The organism is Enterococcus sp. AZ156 (assembly GCF_051714165.1).
GTDB classification, from domain to species: domain Bacteria; phylum Bacillota; class Bacilli; order Lactobacillales; family Enterococcaceae; genus Enterococcus_B; species Enterococcus_B pernyi.
Genome location: NZ_JBIORI010000001.1, coordinates 977,896 through 995,842, shown reverse-complemented (window position 1 = coordinate 995,842; position 17,947 = coordinate 977,896). Strand labels below are relative to the sequence as shown.

Sequence of the window (17,947 nt, the reverse complement as noted above, 5' to 3'; positions counted from 1 at the left end):
TGTTAGAATATAGCCACATAATGATAAAAAGGGAGATACCTATGCCAGAAGCAATTGTTAAAAACGGCCAAACGATCACATTAAAAATCAAACGTTTAGGGATCAACGGAGAAGGAATCGGCTACTTTAAACGCATGATCGTCTTTGTTCCGTATGCCCTTCCTAAAGAAGAAGTCCTAGTGAAGATCACCAAAGCGACCCCTCGCTATGCCGAAGGACAACTCGTTAAAGTCAAAAAAACAAGTAGTGACCGTGTGACTGCTCCATGTCCAGTCTACTATGAATGTGGTGGTTGCCAATTGCAACATTTAGCGTACCATGCACAACTCGATTTCAAAAAAGATTTGCTTTTGCAGGCTTTAGAAAAATTCAAACCCGCCGGTTATCGTGAGTATCCACTTTTACCAACGATTGGAATGGAGGATCCATGGCGTTACCGGAACAAAGCGCAATTTCAATTGAGAAAAAATAAACAGACAGACAAAATCGAAGCTGGACTCTATCAAGCCAATTCTCATGACTTAGTGGCAATTACTGATTGTTTAGTGCAAGAGCCTGCGACACAAAAAGTGATGAATACAGTCGTCGATTTATTGAATAAATATGATTTACCGATTTATGATGAACGTGCGGATAGCGGAATTTTCCGCACGATCATGGTTCGAGTGGGTATACAGACAGGTGAGCTACAAGTTGTCTTTATCACCAGGAGTCAAAAATTCCCACAAAAAAATGCCCTGATTCGTGAGATCAATCAGCAACTCCCTGAAGTCGTTTCGATCATGCAAAACGTGCAACCTTTAAAAACCTCCCTCGTGATGGGTGACGAAACAAAACACCTTTGGGGAAAAGAAGCCATTGAGGAACGGATCAATGAAGTAACTTTTGATCTTTCACCTCGTGCCTTTTTCCAGTTGAATCCTCAACAAACAGAAGTCTTATACGGTGAGGGAATCAAAGCTTTAGCCATCCAACCAGAAGAAACGATCGTAGATGCTTATTGTGGTGTTGGGACAATTGGTTTGAGTGTGGCAAACAAAGCAAAAGAAGTACGCGGAATGGATACCATCCCCCAAGCCATTTCAGATGCACAGAAAAACGCACAACGATTAGGCTATGAGAATACTCGTTATGAAGTGGGTACGGCAGAAGAGCTCTTACCAAAGTGGTTGAATAAAGGCTTTCGTCCGGATGGGATCATTGTTGATCCGCCACGTACTGGTTTGGATGAGCAGTTGATCCAAGCAATTTTAAAAAACCCACCGCAAAAATTAGTTTATATTTCTTGCAATGTTTCGACTTTAGCAAGGGACCTCGTCCAATTAGCGAAAGTATTTCACGTCGAGTATCTACAGTCTGTCGACATGTTCCCTCAGACAGCACGTTGTGAAGTCGTCGTGAAATTAACAAAAAAATAATTCAATAGCGCCAGCCAGAATCCTTATAAAAAATAAGCATTTTCCTTTACTTAATAGTCAAAACTATTTCCGAGGTCAATGCTTATTTTTTTATCCGATTATTTCTGATTAAACCTTATTTCATTTGTTTTTTTCGTTTCAATAAAGTAAAAAGTGTTTGAACTTGCCCTTTGAAAGACATGACATCATCAAAAATATCTTCGCCATCATTCAACATTTTTACTGTGATCCAGCCTAATGATTCGGTGATCGTACTAGCGACTGTTGCGTTGATCGCTGCACCAGCCACTGTACCTACTGCCGGAATGATCTTAATGATATTCCCTACTGCACTTCTACCTAAACTAACAACGATCAACTCTTTTGAGACACTTTTACCTAATGATTCAGACCATGATTGTCCAAATAACTTGTGGAGACGTCCCATCATCGTTAGCTGAACTGGTACCAGTAAAAAAGCATCTGAAAAAGGGATCGGTGAACAACCGATGATCGCCGCTGTCAAAGAGGCCGCATGAATCGTTGCATGGCATTTTCTACGTAAGGGTTCATCTACCCCTTTTAAGAATTCTTCAAATAAACGATCGAATTGTGTTTTACTCTTTGCTAATGTTTGTTCCGCTTTGCTTTTTGACGAATCAAAATTTCGTAAAATAGCTGCGGTTGTTTTTTGAGGAAGTCTTTTCATTGTTTCAGCGAAAAAGGAAGCAAATTCCTTTTGTTCCTCAGGTGTTTGCTCCAATGTTTCTTCTACTTTTGTTTCTTCGTTTTCGATTACAGTATCTTCAATCGATTCTTTGTTTTTCTTTTTTTTCCGTAAAAATTTTTTCATTTGATTTCCTCCGTAACCCTTCCCTTTTGGTATCCTTATTTCTATCATACAATACAACCTGAAGTTCGCCAAAAAATGGGATCATCATCGAACCTCGTCCTATTGATTTTAAATGGTTCGAACATACAAATAAACACCCATGAAGTGAAAATGAGAGTCACTTCATAGGTGTTCTTTATATGATCAGTTAAAAAGGTTTCTCTTCAAGGTTTTTCTATTGAACATTGACATCAATTACTTGATAGAACGCATTTGTTGTATCTGAAATATTCCAAACAGCTAAAATCACGTTGTAGCCTTTTCTATCTTGAGGAACAGTAATTGTTTGATTTACTGTTTTTGGCGGAACTGTTGCTTTATCATCGATTTTTGTAATCAATTCAAAATCGCTGAATTTCAAAGGTTGATTTTGGTTCCAACCTGGTTTTGTAATATAGTAATCCCAAGTACTTGTACGATGTTGTGCAGTTAAGTTCCAAGTGATATTCAAAGGACCAGCATTAATTACACTTTTATGCCAACGATTTGCTGTCTGTTCATCTAATGGTTCAAACCCACTAACACCTGCACTTGCGATTTTTCCATCAATAAATGTATTTTTAGGCGCTTCAATACTTTGTGGTTCCCATTGTGCGCGCCCAACGTTTTGATTCAAATTACCTGCAGCTGCTGTACCGAAATAGGCACGACTCCCTGGAGATGTTACATAACCATGTGCATAACCAGATGTACCAAAACCAAACAAACCTAACATAACAATTCCTACGAACATCATAATACTAAACTTTTTCATAACTGAACCTCCTATATTTGATAGGTTTATTGTAAACGTTTTCTAAAATAAAAACAAACATTATGCTTTTATAACTTTATCGCAGATAAGCTAATTTAAAACATCTAATAAAAAGATTGATTTAATAGGATTTAACTAGCAATAAGGATAGTTAATCACCTAAATGTTTCTATTGTACACTTAATATTTTCTTAATGTTTCAATATACATATTGTTTTTCCAACAAAAAGAAGAGAGCTTATTTAAGACTCTCTTCTTTTACACATCTATATAAATAATAACTTAAATATCATTTTACAATAGAAGTTATTAATAATTTTTACGATTTATCATTTTATCTATGGAGTAATAAGAAATCGCCGGATTATTTAGTCACAAGTCTCCATGGACCATAAGGACCAGATTCACTTGGAATATCGTTTTGTGTCCAATGTCTCGCTTCATAGATCAGCCCTTCATATGTAACACGCTCTCCACCTAAGTAAACTGTTGCAGGGTCCCAAGCGGGCAGAGTAGATTCTGATTCTTCAAGCGTAGTAAAAGTATAAGTTGCTGCATCCGAAACATTTCCAGAACGGTCTTCTGCAATCACTTCAACTGTGTAAGTCGTATTGCTCTTCAAGTTTTCAAAGGTATGAGAAACAGCCATTGTTGTCGCTGATACTGTTTCGCCTGCACCAGTTAATTTAAGGTTATAACGAGCAATGCGGTCATTATCCGTTGATGCCGTCCAATTGATACGCGCACGCTGTGTCGTAATGAAATCTGAACCTACATTTGTCGGTGTTGATGGATTTTGTGTATCTTCAGGCATCTCAGAACCATCTGTAAATCTTTGACCCACAGTTAAGAATTCATATTGATTTTTCACTTGCCTTTGTCCGCCATCTACTCTGGCATCACGATTCATTGACCAGTATGAGACCATACCGATTTTGCGTTCTTTGGCATGTTGTACAACTAAGTTGAACATATCTGTTGTAAAGTAAGGATGTTGTTCATTTTCAAATCCTACAGAAGGAGTCGTACCTAATTTTGCATAAGCTTGCTCATCCGTTAATGTTTTACCAGCGTATTGTTTGTAGTGATTTTTCAATTGGACCATTGTATTGTCTACCGCATCTAACGAACCTTGCGCATAGTCTGTAACACTTGATCCATAACACATCGTCATGATATTCACGTTAGTTAAGTCAACACCCGCTTCTAAATAAGCTTGCAAGACAGATAATCCTGTTGAGATCAATCCTGTAGGCATAACTGGTAATGTCAACGTCACGTCAACCCCAGTTGCATCTTGTAATCGTTTTACTGCTTTCGCATTTGCTAAATTTTCGTGGTACCCCATAGCAGCAGCTTCTACGTCAAAGTCAATACGTGTAAAACCATAACCTTGGATAACTTCCATGTAAGCATCATAAAGCATATCTTCATCTTGCGTTACTTCCCAGAAGGCACCAGAATTTAATCCGCCAAATGACACAGCTGCATCTCCGCCTACTTCTCTTAACTCACGGATCGATTGCTTGATTCCTTCATATTGCCATTGGTCACTATCACTTTCACTCAATCCATTGAAGCTTCCCCAAGCCCAATCAAGTTTCCCATTTTTGATCCCTCTAGCTTGCATAAACCCTAGATTAAAGAAACGCTGACCTGTTTCTCTAGCAATTGCTGCCATATTCAAGGCACCTTTATTTGACAGCACTTCATCTGAAGTATACGCCGTGATATCTACGAATGGCGCTACGACTTGTTCTGGCCACTCGATTCCTTGACCTACACCAAAATCAGGTGTTGCGCGAACTGTTTGCACTGTTGCCGCTCCTTGCTCTTCATTTAAAAACAACGGTGCAACTAATAAGCTACACAATGCTGCTCCAGCTAATAATCTTTTTACACTTTTTTTCTTCATTTTCCAAACTCTCCCCATTCAACTAATTCATTTCCTTGTTCGTAATCGATTACAAATTTTATAATATCAGATAACTCAAAATAATATAACGAAAACAAAAAAGAAATTAAGGTTATTTAATCGTTTTACCTCCGTTTTATAGTTAAATAAAAAAGTAAAAACAAAAATGTTCGGTATTGCAACAACGTTTAAAAATCAACCTAAAAAAGCTTTTATCACCGATTTAATCACCTCGTCACTGATTTATTTCGGTCAATATGTACGCTATATCAACATTTTTTAAAATAACTTAATAAATCACAAGCCATAAATAGGTGCTGTTATAAATAATTATGTTAAACTGTCTAAAGAAAGGAGTTTTTGTTATGGTATACACTATCAATCGATTAAAAGATTATCGTTTGTGGGTTTGCATTATCGGAATCGTTGCTTTGGGATTTTTATCTGGCATTCTTAGCGGCAATCCAGGAAAATATTATTACTCGTTACAACTCCCAGCTTTTGCACCACCTAGTTGGATTTTTGGTCCTATGTGGACGGTCCTCTACATTTTAATAGGCATTTCTTTGTACTTTATTCTAAATACACAAAATCAAAAACACCGCTCTAAACTACTGGGGCTCTTTACTATTCAATTCATCTTCAACCTTTTATGGTCAGCTTTATTCTTTAACCTTGGAAATACTTTGATTTCAGCAATCGATATCACTTTATTAATGATTTTCTTAACAGCTTTGGTCTATCATTTATGGCTGCACAATCGCACAGCAATGTGGTTGACGATTCCTTACTATTTATGGGTATTTTTTGCATCTATCTTGAATTACGCGATTTTTATTTTGAATTAATCGATAGGTTTTAACTAATAACAACGTACTAGAATGAATCACACAACAATGATTTAAAAAAGCTACGTGATCGCTCACGTAGCTTTTTTATATGATTCTATTATTCGAATGTTTTATCCAACCTGTTTCCAAGGACCGTACAATCCAGCTTCGCTTGGCTTGTTGTTTTGTGTCCAATATTGCGCTTCATAAACGATCCCATTATACATCACTCGATTTCCTTGTACATAAACTTTATTCGCTTCCCACGCGGCGATCTCATCGCCACCTTCTGGCGTTCCTGAAATCAATTCCCAAGGACCATATTGGCCTGACTCACTCGGTACATTGTTTTGCGTCCAATGCTTAGCGCGATATAAAGCACCTTTATAAGATACAACTTCTCCACCTAAATAAACCTTTGTCGCCTCCCATGCAGGTGCCTCCCCTGGTTCACCAGGTTCTCCCGGCTCCTCTGGATCTACTACATCCGCTAAAGTTGTGAATGCAACTTTTGCCGTATCCGAAATATTTCCAGAACGATCTTCTGCATTGATTTCTACCATATATTCTGTATCGGCTTTTAAGTTTGCAAACGCGTATGAAAGAGAAGTAGTCGTAACATTGATCGTTTGTCCATTCCCTACTAATCTCACGTTATATTTTGCCACACGGTCATTGTCAGTCGCCGCCGTCCAGTTGATATGAGCACTATTTTTTGTAATGTCCCCAACAGAAAGATTTGTCGGAACAGACGGTTTTTCTTTATCTTCCGGAGTTTCGCTTCCGCCGCCCTCATTACCTTCAGCAAATGCTTCACTCACTTTTAAGAATTCAAATTGGTTCTTTATTTGTCCTTGTCCACCATCTGTTTTTGCATCACGGTTCATCGACCAATAAGAAACCATACCAATTTTACGTTCTCTTGCATGTTCGACAACTTGATTGAACATTTCTGTCGTGAAGTACGGATGTTGTTCGTTCTCAAAACCAATCGAAGGAGTTGTACCTAATTTTGCATACGCTTCTTCATCAGTCAAAGTGATACCAGCATATTGGCGATAATGATTCTTCAATTGGACCATTGTATTGTCGACCGCATCTAATGATCCTTGTGCATAATCAATGACGCTCGGACCATAACACATCGTCATAATATTGACATTGGTCAAATCGACACCTGCTTCTAAATAAGCTTGCAATACGGATAGTCCAGTCGAAATCAAACCAGTCGGCATAACAGGTAATGTCAACGTTACTTGTACTCCTGTAGTATCTTGTAGTCGTTTGACTGCTTTCGCATTGAGTAAGTTTTCTGTATAGCCCATCGCCCCTGCTTCCACGTCAAAATCTACACGAGTAAAGCCATATCCTTGAACCACTTCTATATAAGCATCATAAAGCATATCTTCATCATGGCTGACTTCCCAGAAAGCACCTGTGTTCAGTCCACCAAATGAAACAGCAGCATCTCCACCAACCACTCTTAATTCACGGATCGTTTTTTTGATACCTTCATATTGCCATTGATCACTGTCATTCTCACTCAATCCTGCAAATCCGCCCCATGCCCAATCGATCTTACCATCTTTGATTCCTTTCGCTTGCATGAATCCTAAATTAAAGAATTTTTGCCCAGTTTCCTTTGCAATTGCCGCTAGATTCAACGCGCCATTATTCGACAACTCTGTACCTGATGTATAAGCTGTCATATCAACAAATGGTGCAACGACTTGTTCTGGCCATTCAATACCTTGACCTACACCAAAATCAGGTGTTGTTTTGATTGTTTGTTCTGTTGCTGCACTTTGTTGTTCATTCAAAAACAATGGTGCGACTAGCAGACTGCATAATGCAGCGCCAGCCAATAATTTCTTTAGACGAACATTTCTTTTCATTAGTATGTATATCCCCCATCAACAATTTTATCTCGTGCTATGTATTTCCCTCTTGCACAACGATATCATAACAAATAAAAACTAAAAATATAACATTTTTAAATAAGAATTAGCGTTTTTTAATTTTGAGTATAAAAATAAAAATATATAAAACTACTCTGTTTTGAATAAATTAACGTAAAAAAATCTGATAAACAAACATTTTCAAGACATTTCTGTAATCAAATAAAATCTATCTATCATTTTAAATTATTTTCCGTTATAAGAAAAACACTTAAAACAAAATAAAAATAACATAACTTAAAAAACTAAAAAAATATCGAAATTTAAGGATGTATCCTTAAATTTCGATATCTACTCGTTTTATTTATTGTTTAAATCATAAGAACAAAGCTTTGTTAATAGCCATTGCCTGTCCAAGTCTCTGTGCTTTGATCATTTTGTTGACCGCCATATGGGTCATAATATTGTTGCTGGTTATACTGATTTGGGTCGTAGTATTGAGAGGTGTCTTCTGAATAGACCGACTGCTGACCGTACCCATCGGTGCCATACTGATTGTACGTATCTTGTGAATATTCAGATGTCTCACCGGTTGTGGTATTAGCAGTGGTATCTCCTTCACCATTTTCTGAATCATCATAAAACATCATATAGGCATTATCATTTTTTAAGTTAGGCAACGTATCACTTGGCTTGATCTCTAATTGTTTCTTCAATTGATTTTGGATCGATAATAAGTCATTTTGACCTAGTATTTGGTAGTACACATCATTGATCGTCGTATCTTTTCCTTTTAGCTGGTCTTGCTTGATTGTTTGGAAAGCGGAGGTATAATTCGTTGCGATATCTAGCATGTCATCCCAATCCAAATCAGTTGTCACATTGTTACCTGCCGCATCTAAAAGTTTTCGATAATTGCTAACGCCATCAAGACTGACTACTTTATTGACGATTTTCGTCACAACTTCTCGTTGACGTGCTTGTCGGCCGATATCACCTTCAGGATCTTCATGCCGCATTCTTGCATACGCCAACCCTTTTTCACCATCAACTGTTTGTTTTCCTTCTGGAACATGGACGCCATCTAGAGTAAAGTCGATTTTATTGTCGATCTCGATCCCACCTACTGCATCGATCAAGTCCTTCATACCATCCAAATTGATTGTGACATAGTGGTCAATAGGGATATCAAGTAATTGTTCGATCGAATCCATTGCCATCTCTACGCCACCAAATGCATAGGCATGGTTCAACTTATCGACCGTCCCATAACCGACGATATTCGTATAGATATCTCGATCCAAGCTAATAATCGTTGATTTCTTTTGTTGTGGATTGACGGTCACGACCATCATCGTATCGGATCTCCCTTGTTCTGTTCGTCCAAGGCCTCCTGTATCTAATCCTAATAATAATACTGAAAAGGGTTCTTGATCATCAATACTTACTCGATCGTCACGTTTTGCTGATACACGATCAGATTGTTTTGAAATCCGATTGACTGTTTGGCTCGCCTCTCCCATAAACTTGATTCCATAAGCTGAAACTCCGCCGATGAGAAGTACGATTATTCCCAATAAAGTCAATATCACTTTTTGCCACCGCTTCATACTACACCTCTATCATACATATTCTTGATTATTCTCTCATACACCCAATCATTCAGCAATCCAACTACTTAATCCTAATAAAACTTTAAAAAATAGTGTTTTTCTTCGTGATTCATATGTATTTTTTTGTAAAATTCTTAATTATCATACCATAGGGCGCATAAACAGAAAAGAAAGAAAGCGATTCTTTTTATACGTTTTATTGGATTTTTATGATTTTTTGTTCAATAAATTAAAAAAACTAGTTTTTTTTAACTTTGTTTATGCCTTCCTATTAAGCATTTCCAGCAAAAAAAAGCGGAGAAATCAGGAAATGAAACAACTTCTCCGTTCTCTCCGTCTTTTTTTATTTGTTATAAGTGATTGTTCAAGTAAATGTTGTTAAAACGTTCTAGTAGCTCCCCGTATGCGAGAGCTCACACCATTTCTTTCAAAGAAAACTGACGAATATATCTATCGATCTCATGGAAATCGCTACCTGTGACTGACCCCTTTGCCAAAATGATACTATCATTCGTTAAATGCTGTTCGATATTTTGTGTTAATTCGGGTAACGTTTCAAACCATTCGTATTTCTGGTCATTTTTACTTTGTTCATTGAATAATTCTCTGAAATGTCCCCCATAGCCATAAATATGATCTGCTGGCACGTCTGTTAATGCCTCCATCACCTGCTGATGGACATTTGCAGAAGCATTTCCTAAATCCGCGATTTGACCTAGAACCAATATCGATTTTCCATTATAAAATGGGCGTACTGCTTTAAAGTAGTCGATTGCATTTTTCATAGAGGGTAATGACGCATTGTGTGTATCATCAATAAAAGTGAAAGAAGGTTCATTTGGATAAACATGTTTTTCTAAAATTTTAGGTAACGGCTTGAATGTCTCGAAGGTGGTAAGATAAGCTGAAACATCTCCTTTGATTTTCCAAATGGCTATCAGCGTTGCCAAAGCATTGGAAATCATCCCAGAAGATGGAACACTGAGACGGATCTTGAACTCTTGTTCAAAAAAATGGATACCTACTTCACAAAACTCTTTTTTATGTTCAATGGACAAGACATGGACATCTCTACTTGTATCATATAGCGAATAAGTAAAAATTTCAGTTGTTTTCTTTTCGGCTGCTTGAATGAGTATAGCTAACTCTTCAGCACCCATATCGGTGTTGATGATTGCTGTACCATTCTGTTTTAAACCGTCAAAGATTTTTGATTTGTAGTAAGCGACATTCTTAGTTGTTTTTAAGGAACTAAGATGTGCTTCACCTATCGAAGTCACGATGGCTATATCGGGTTGTATTAGACTAGACATTGAACCCGTATCATACGTATTCAACGCATTGAGAGATACTTCAAGGTTCAATAAGTCAAAATCCCCTACTAACTGACTTAAATAAAGAGGAATCGCAAATCTCACATTATGATTTCCACGATTTTCTAGAACTTTTTCTTCTTTGAATGCATGGGTGATCATCATACGTGTAGATGTTTTTCCAGCAGAACCAGTAATCGCAATCACCGGTTTTTTGAACGATTGCCGCATTTGATTGGCAAATTCCAATAAGAAACGCCAGCTATCTTGGACAATGAATTGCGGTGTCGTCACACGCGGGTCTTCGATTGGATGTTCTGTGACAATCAAAGCAAATTGATTTTCCTTGCCTTTGATTTGTTCATTTCCATCCGCCCATTTGACTGGACGCATTTGATTGATATATTGACGCCGTTCATTTGTTATACAGACAAATAATGTTTTAGAATAATCTTTCGTACGTTTAAGATGTCCAGAAAAGTACTCAAGTTGATTGATCTCCTGATCCAAACTAGCATACTCTTTAAAATATGAACCTTCGATATCACTAAGTAATTGCTTGATCGTATTCATCTTTCCACCTACTTTGTTTACCATTTTCCACGCTTAGGTCTTGCTTGATTGACATATCTTCTTGCTTTTTGATCAATTCGCTTAGGCGAGTCATCGGCATCAACTTCCCAAGGGTAAAGTCCTTCTTCATTTTTCTCGTATTGGCTCAGATCCGTCTCTAGCGATTCTGTTTGGTGATGTTTTTTCTTTTTTATACGATAACCTAAATAGGAAATCCCGATCAATGCCAATGCTGCAAAACGAATAAATGCAACCATCTTATTCACTCCTTTTTATAGTGGCTTTGATAATTGATCAATCCTGACAAAAAATGTTCTGCATCATCGATCCGCATACGAAAACGATCATGCCTTGCAAAAAAACCATAGCTGATACGAACCGGTTTTTTAAAGAAAAGCGCATATTCTGGAAACATGACTCCTGTTTTGATTTCATGAGAAACACGCTTCTTCATCACTGTATCGATTCTTTCCTTTACTTCAATGAAATCATTTTGCGTATTGAAAAGTTCATTTTTTAGTTCACTATGTTCCAGTTTCCTCATCATTTTGGACGCTGCCACAAGTAATTCAAGCATTGTCGGATAGGCAGTGTCTCTCTGCTCAATAAAGTTGATATTTTCAAGGGCATTTTTGATTCCAAAACGATAATAGTCAATTTTTTGTTTATATTTTAGCATCTCGTTTGTCGCATAACTCAACCAATGATCGTGATATTTTTGATAATCTTCCGTGACAAAATGTTCCATCAAGATTTCACACGTACTAAAAATCTTAGGATCATTAAGAATCTCATACGCTCTTAACAAAGAAAACAAGGCTTCCCCATCATAATAAATGATTCGAAAATGCTCTTTGACCGTCAATTGTTTATCCAGGACATGGATTGTTTGGTTGTCTATTGAGAGAAATTTCCTAGAAATCGTATCAACAAGTTGTTTCAAGTATTTTTTATAAAAAACGTCCTCGGATACTTGGACATATTTTGCGATTGCTAAAATTGCAGTTGCTTGGGCACCTAATTTGTATTCAATCTCTTTATTGAAAAAGTCTTTGACCAAAAAGTATCCCTGTTCATTCATTGTTAAGTTTTCGATACCCCAAGCAAGACCTTTTTCTGCCTGTAGCAACAGTTCATGGTCTGAGAAATACTCAGCAGCTTCAATCAACGCATATAATGAAGAGAAATGTCTGACTGAATTATAGCCCTTGATTAATTGATCATAACAAGGATAATAACCGTAGATAAACTGTCCAGTGTCAGTTAGCTGTCCTTTTAGATACTTACTTCCTTCTCTTATGACGGAATCAGTCACTTCATTCAAAGACTCTTCAGTGATCCTTCTCACCTGATTTCCATTTCCGTAATCTTCAAGCTTGATTACTTGATTGTTTTCAATATAATAAGCTTTTGTCTTAAAAAGATAAACGTTTGAGCGCGCTAAGTAACTTAAATCCGCCTCTTCTCGATTATATTTACGTTTCACATATCCTCGAAAATTCTGTGGGTCAATTTGTAGATTCGGATGATTTTTGCCAACAATATGTGTTTTAGCCGGTTTGATAATGGCATTTCCTACTAATTCTTCTTTTAAAAAAGATCGTTTCCTTATTCCATCAAATCGTACATTAAAATCTATATAATTATTGCGCTTGATTTTTTTTAATTTTTGGTTCAACAAGTCGAAGTCTATTTTTTCTTCTTCGGTTACAAGATCCACTCTTACATAAGAGTTTTTGTCCCATTGATTCGTTTGATAAGCAGTTACGATATTATTCCAAAGTTGAGAGATGTTTTTCCCATAAAACTCCATCGTTTTTCCACGTTCTTTGTTTTCACCAGTAGTAATGATAGCTGTTTTTCTCTCTGTTTCCATTCCTGTAGTATCCAAGATATCTTTAAGTATCGAGAGTTTATTACGCGTCTGCACTAGCATCATATCACCTCTATCAGAAATAGCTATGACAAGCAGACAATTTTCCGATTGTCATAGCTAATTTTCTAGTTCCTGTTCATTAATCTTCTTTATTTTTTTTAGATTTCCAGATACCAATTCCCGAAAGTAGTGCTGTGATCGCACCTAACCAAGAAGTGGCAACAGATGAATGCTCAGCTGTTTTAGGATACATTTTCGGTGTCGCTGAGTGGTGACCACTAGGATTCACTCCGTTTCTAGCAGAAGTCCAACCAGATTGGTTGCTTGTTCCACGAGTACTTAGGAACAAGCCAACTGGATCTCCATCTGGATTATTTCCTGCTCCACCCCCGTTGCTTCCAATCCCACCTAGACGACCATCAGCATCCGCATCAGCATCAGCATCCGCGTCGGCATCCGCGTCAGCATCCGCATCAGCGTCAGCATCGGCATCCGCATCAGCATCAGCGTCAGCGTCAGCGTCAGCATCGGCGTCAGCATCAGCGTCAGCATCCGCATCGGCGTCAGCATCCGCATCCGCGTCGGCGTCAGCATCAGCGTCAGCATCGGCGTCGGCGTCAGCATCAGCGTCAGCATCCGCATCCGCGTCAGCGTCAGCATCGGCATCCGCGTCAGCATCCGCATCAGCGTCAGCATCGGCGTCGGCGTCAGCATCAGCGTCAGCATCCGCATCAGCGTCAGCGTCAGCATCCGCATCCGCGTCAGCATCCGCATCAGCGTCAGCATCGGCGTCGGCGTCAGCATCAGCATCCGCGTCAGCATCAGCATCGGCGTCAGCATCCGCATCAGCATCGGCATCAGCATCAGCGTCAGCATCCGCATCAGCATCAGCATCCGCATCCGCATCAGCATCAGCGTCAGCATCCGCATCCGCGTCAGCATCCGCATCCGCATCCGCATCCGCATCAGCGTCAGCGTCAGCATCAGCATCAGCATCCGCGTCAGCATCAGCATCGGCGTCAGCATCCGCATCAGCATCAGCGTCAGCATCCGCGTCCGCATCCGCATCAGCATCAGCATCAGCGTCAGCATCCGCGTCGGCATCCGCATCGGCATCCGCATCGGCGTCAGCATCCGCATCGGCATCCGCATCAGCGTCAGCATCAGCGTCAGCATCCGCATCGGCATCAGCGTCAGCATCGGCATCAGCGTCGGCATCAGCGTCGGCATCAGCGTCAGCATCCGCATCGGCGTCAGCATCGGCGTCGGCGTCAGCATCAGCGTCAGCATCCGCATCCGCATCCGCATCCGCGTCAGCATCAGCATCCGCATCCGCATCCGCGTCAGCATCCGCATCCGCGTCAGCATCCGCATCGGCATCGGCATCCGCGTCGGCATCCGCATCCGCATCCGCATCCGCATCCGCGTCAGCATCAGCATCAGCGTCAGCATCCGCATCCGCGTCAGCATCGGCGTCAGCATCGGCATCCGCGTCAGCATCAGCGTCAGCATCAGCATCCGCGTCAGCATCAGCCTCTTCATCATCCGGAATAATTGCCGCCGTTGGTAAACTTGGATTGTCGTTTTGATCGTAGGCAATTAATTGGATATCATCAAGTGGCGCAACATCATCTTGAGAAATCGGTATCGTAAATGCTCCTGTCCCATCGGCTTGACCTTCTGCGATCAAATTGTTGGCATCGTCATAGATCCGCACTGTAGCATTTGGATCGGCCAACCCAGTGACTTCATATCCTTCTGTTGAATTTCCTGTAACTTCAACATTATAAGGCGCAGTTACTTCGGCTGCTTGGTAAAAAATCGGTGAATAGCCGTCAGTAGTGGAACCCACATTAAGGTTCAACACATCTGCTTTCACAACAGTTCCAACAAAGCCTGCTTCATAAGGAGTTGATAAATCGATCCCTGCATTTGCTAAATCAGCATAATTAGGATCTTGGATCGTTGTCGGGATTGTGATTTCTGTTCCTCCTAGCACACTCGCATCTGCTACAACACCAACCAAAGAAGAAGTTGGACCTAATAGTCCTGTTGCAGTAGCAAATGCTAAGTTAAATGCTGGTTTTACAGTCGCAGCTAATGCAGTATTAACAATCCCAGCTGCCGCATTTCCTAAAACCCCATTTCCAGTTGCTTGTAACGCCTGAACGGCATTGTTCAAATCAGTTAATATTTCTGTTAATCCCTCTCTGACAACTGTTTCAAGTGCCCCATCCAGTTCACCATAGATATATTCGTCCCCTTGTACTTGCAGTGGAATTTGCACTTCAGCAGAAGTCAACGTACTTAGATTTTGTAATAAGTTCAACTGCTCGTAAACTTCAGCAAGATTCACACTTGCTAATGGATTTGCCCCCAACAAGGTATCAATCGCTGTGATTAAAGGAGTGACCGCACTATTTACTGCATTCAGCAGTGGAGCTAATTCATCTTGTGGAAGTAATATATCTGTTTGAAAAGTCCCAGGGCCTGCTGGGGAAACAAGTCCCTGCATTTCTTCTGGGATCACTAAGACTGCTCGTCTCGTACCATTCAATAAATTAACATTGATTCCATTTTCTCCTGAAATCGTAAAGTCGACATTTCTAGTCGCCCCACTAAGTTGATAAGGAGCTGAAGCTGTTGTGCCACTTGTATTAGCTGTAGTCAAAGTATTGAATATTTGTCCACTGACCACATCCGCATATGCTTGATGTGTGCCAAGGGTAAATAAAGGTGTCACAATTGAAATCGGAGTAACCCCTAACATCACCCCTGCTGCTATCGACGTACCTATCAATATTGTTTTTTTTGATCGCCGTTTGGCACGTGCCTTTTGATCCATACTTTTTTTGTAATCCTTTTTCATTCCCTTTCCCCCTAAAGCAGATTCATGTATTTTTGTTCTCCCCCACAGATTGAATCAACACGAATAAATATGCTTTGCCCTGAATGACACTCCTTTACCAAAAATTTAAAAAGATATCTTTTTAATTTTTCTCATTACAACTTAAGTTATCTTGAATAGTAGCAACGTCGAAATAAGAAATCTATCATTAAGTTCTGATATATTTTGAAATAACTATCTGAAAGCAGATGATAATACCTAAAAATGAATATGTAATCGTTATTTTATGCAAAAAAATTTATTTAAAATGCCAAATAACATATAATATTAACCAAGTAAATTATTATTATTTATTTACAAAAAGCTTGTACTATCACCCTAATAAAATAACTAAAAAAATTATTATGTAACCTTTTTTTTTACTAAATATACTATTTAACAAAATGAAAATTATTATATCTTGAATAAAAATATAACATTTTATAATAATTCAACTATTTATCTATCTGCTTATGAAGGAGGTTTCTCATTGAATATCTATACTATATTAGAGAAAAACATACACGTACAACTGACTATTTTAAAAAGTTGTTACGAGTCACATCAACCTTTGACAATGGACGAACTTTCAAGTCTACTCCACATAGATAGACGTTCCTTATTCAATCATTGCGAACGCCTATGTTCTCTATCCCAAAATAATATGTTCAAAAAAGATGGATCTAGTTACCATTTTCTTGGTGACAACTATGACTTTCATCAACTGAAACTAGCAATACTTGAAAATTCGTTAAATTTCCAAATACTTAAAGCTGTTTGTCTACATTCAAATCTCACGCTTTACGAATTCGCCGCTCATCATGGAATCAGCGAATCCTTTCTCAGAAGGCAGTTGGCTCAAGTAAATCATTTCTTCAGTTACTATGATTTAAAAATAAAAACACGAGAAGGTACTATTTTTTTCAGTGGAAAAGAAACCCAAATTCGCTACACGATTTATTTGTTCTTATGGGAGGTATATGAAGGAATCGAATGGCCATTTCTAACGCTTGATTTCCAGAAGATCTTAACGACAGTAAAACAAGTTTTTACCAATATTGCACTAAAAAGGAACAAAATTAAAACAATGGAATGGTGCTTCATATTAGCTGTTAATATCAATCGATTCAAACAAGGATATCCTGTCCCTGAACCTGAACTTCCTCACTTTTTAGATCCTATGCTAGACGGTCTTTCTGATGTGACCACTGACCTGAAATCGATTATTTCTGCTTATGGCTTACCTTCTTCTGAGTTAAACTTTATTTTATTGTGGATACAAACACGCCCTCACATTTACGTAAATAAAAATATTATGGTTCATGCATCAAAGGTTCATAAAAAAAATGCGACACCGATTAATGAATTTCGCGATCAGTTTTATCATTGTATGAAATCTGTTGGGATAAAAACCAATGAAATTACTTCAAAGAAAAAGTTATTAGATGCAACATTATATGCGAACGCTATCCATGATTACCTTTTTAGTCCTTTTTCTGGCAAAAAAAGAGAAGTTACTGATTTTATCGAAAAAAATTATCCCTATTTCTATCAAAATATGGTCGATTGGACTCAACAAATGCAAAAAACACATTTTCCATGGATTCAATTAAGTACGTTGATCGAAGTATTTTTAGTCATTGCCCCACCCACATTTTTTGATAAAGAGATCAAAGTGAAATTAGAAAGTGATTATCCTTTAAGTATCGAATTATTATATGTAAAAGTTTTACAAAACCATTTAGGTTTGTATTTGAATGTCCTTTTCACAAATGAATTATTGCTGAATCCTGACTTGATTATTCGTACAACTGAGGCCCCCACCAAAATAATCAGCTATGAAAATGAAATTCCTTATATTACTATCCGCAATGATTTTTCTACTTCAGATAATAAGCACTTAGTCCAAAAAATCAAAGAAATTATGTTTGGCAATAACCAAAATTAACTAATTTTTCTTGTAAAACCATTTTTTCCAGAAAGAGAAAATAAAGAAACA

General features: G+C 38.4%; 12 protein-coding genes. 3 read left to right on the top strand and 9 right to left on the bottom strand.

Annotated elements, in window-relative coordinates; translation table 11 throughout:
• The first annotated feature begins 41 nt into the window (after positions 1-41).
• Complete coding sequence (gene rlmD, locus IGJ95_RS04765; RefSeq protein ID WP_010735896.1) at positions 42-1,418, top strand: 23S rRNA (uracil(1939)-C(5))-methyltransferase RlmD; 1,377 nt, start codon at positions 42-44, stop codon at positions 1,416-1,418.
• Between the two features lie 115 nt (positions 1,419-1,533).
• Here the strand turns inward: rlmD and IGJ95_RS04760 are convergent, their stop codons facing one another.
• The 3 genes from IGJ95_RS04760 to IGJ95_RS04750 form a co-directional block, all read right to left on the bottom strand.
• On the bottom strand, positions 1,534-2,250 hold the full coding sequence (locus IGJ95_RS04760) for a YcjF family protein (protein WP_010735897.1): 717 nt from the start codon (positions 2,248-2,250) through the stop codon (positions 1,534-1,536).
• Positions 2,251-2,464: 214 nt separating this feature from the next.
• Positions 2,465-3,043 (bottom strand): lytic polysaccharide monooxygenase, encoded by a 579-nt coding sequence (locus tag IGJ95_RS04755; protein WP_010735899.1) that lies wholly within the window; start codon positions 3,041-3,043, stop codon positions 2,465-2,467.
• A gap of 364 nt (positions 3,044-3,407) precedes the next feature.
• Entirely contained in the window at positions 3,408-4,958 is a 1,551-nt protein-coding gene (locus tag IGJ95_RS04750) for a fibronectin type III domain-containing protein (protein ID WP_438761508.1), read from the bottom strand.
• Positions 4,959-5,323: 365 nt separating this feature from the next.
• On the opposite strand from IGJ95_RS04750, the gene IGJ95_RS04745 reads away from it, so the two are divergent.
• The gene (locus IGJ95_RS04745; protein WP_228065581.1) at positions 5,324-5,806 is read left to right on the top strand and encodes a TspO/MBR family protein; all 483 of its coding nucleotides are present in this window, start codon (positions 5,324-5,326) and stop codon (positions 5,804-5,806) included.
• Between the two features lie 113 nt (positions 5,807-5,919).
• Here IGJ95_RS04745 and IGJ95_RS04740 read toward each other — a convergent pair whose 3' ends face one another.
• From IGJ95_RS04740 to IGJ95_RS04715, 6 genes are all read right to left on the bottom strand, one after another.
• Positions 5,920-7,683 (bottom strand): carbohydrate-binding protein, encoded by a 1,764-nt coding sequence (locus IGJ95_RS04740; RefSeq protein ID WP_153830344.1) that lies wholly within the window; start codon positions 7,681-7,683, stop codon positions 5,920-5,922.
• A 398-nt stretch (positions 7,684-8,081) separates the two neighbouring features.
• Entirely contained in the window at positions 8,082-9,296 is a 1,215-nt protein-coding gene (locus IGJ95_RS04735; RefSeq protein WP_010735903.1) for an LCP family glycopolymer transferase, read from the bottom strand.
• 416 nt (positions 9,297-9,712) lie between these two features.
• Complete coding sequence (locus IGJ95_RS04730; RefSeq protein ID WP_010735904.1) at positions 9,713-11,185, bottom strand: Mur ligase family protein; 1,473 nt, start codon at positions 11,183-11,185, stop codon at positions 9,713-9,715.
• Positions 11,186-11,202: 17 nt separating this feature from the next.
• Positions 11,203-11,442 (bottom strand): hypothetical protein, encoded by a 240-nt coding sequence (locus tag IGJ95_RS04725; RefSeq protein ID WP_010735905.1) that lies wholly within the window; start codon positions 11,440-11,442, stop codon positions 11,203-11,205.
• 5 nt (positions 11,443-11,447) lie between these two features.
• On the bottom strand, positions 11,448-13,121 hold the full coding sequence (locus tag IGJ95_RS04720) for a hypothetical protein (RefSeq protein ID WP_153830343.1): 1,674 nt from the start codon (positions 13,119-13,121) through the stop codon (positions 11,448-11,450).
• A 79-nt stretch (positions 13,122-13,200) separates the two neighbouring features.
• Positions 13,201-15,930: an adhesive domain-containing protein gene (locus IGJ95_RS04715; RefSeq protein ID WP_438761505.1), complete on the bottom strand. Its 2,730-nt coding sequence runs from the start codon at positions 15,928-15,930 to the stop codon at positions 13,201-13,203.
• A gap of 508 nt (positions 15,931-16,438) precedes the next feature.
• Here IGJ95_RS04715 and IGJ95_RS04710 point away from each other — a divergent pair.
• Complete coding sequence (locus IGJ95_RS04710; protein WP_438761503.1) at positions 16,439-17,896, top strand: helix-turn-helix domain-containing protein; 1,458 nt, start codon at positions 16,439-16,441, stop codon at positions 17,894-17,896.
• Positions 17,897-17,947: the final 51 nt, after the last annotated feature.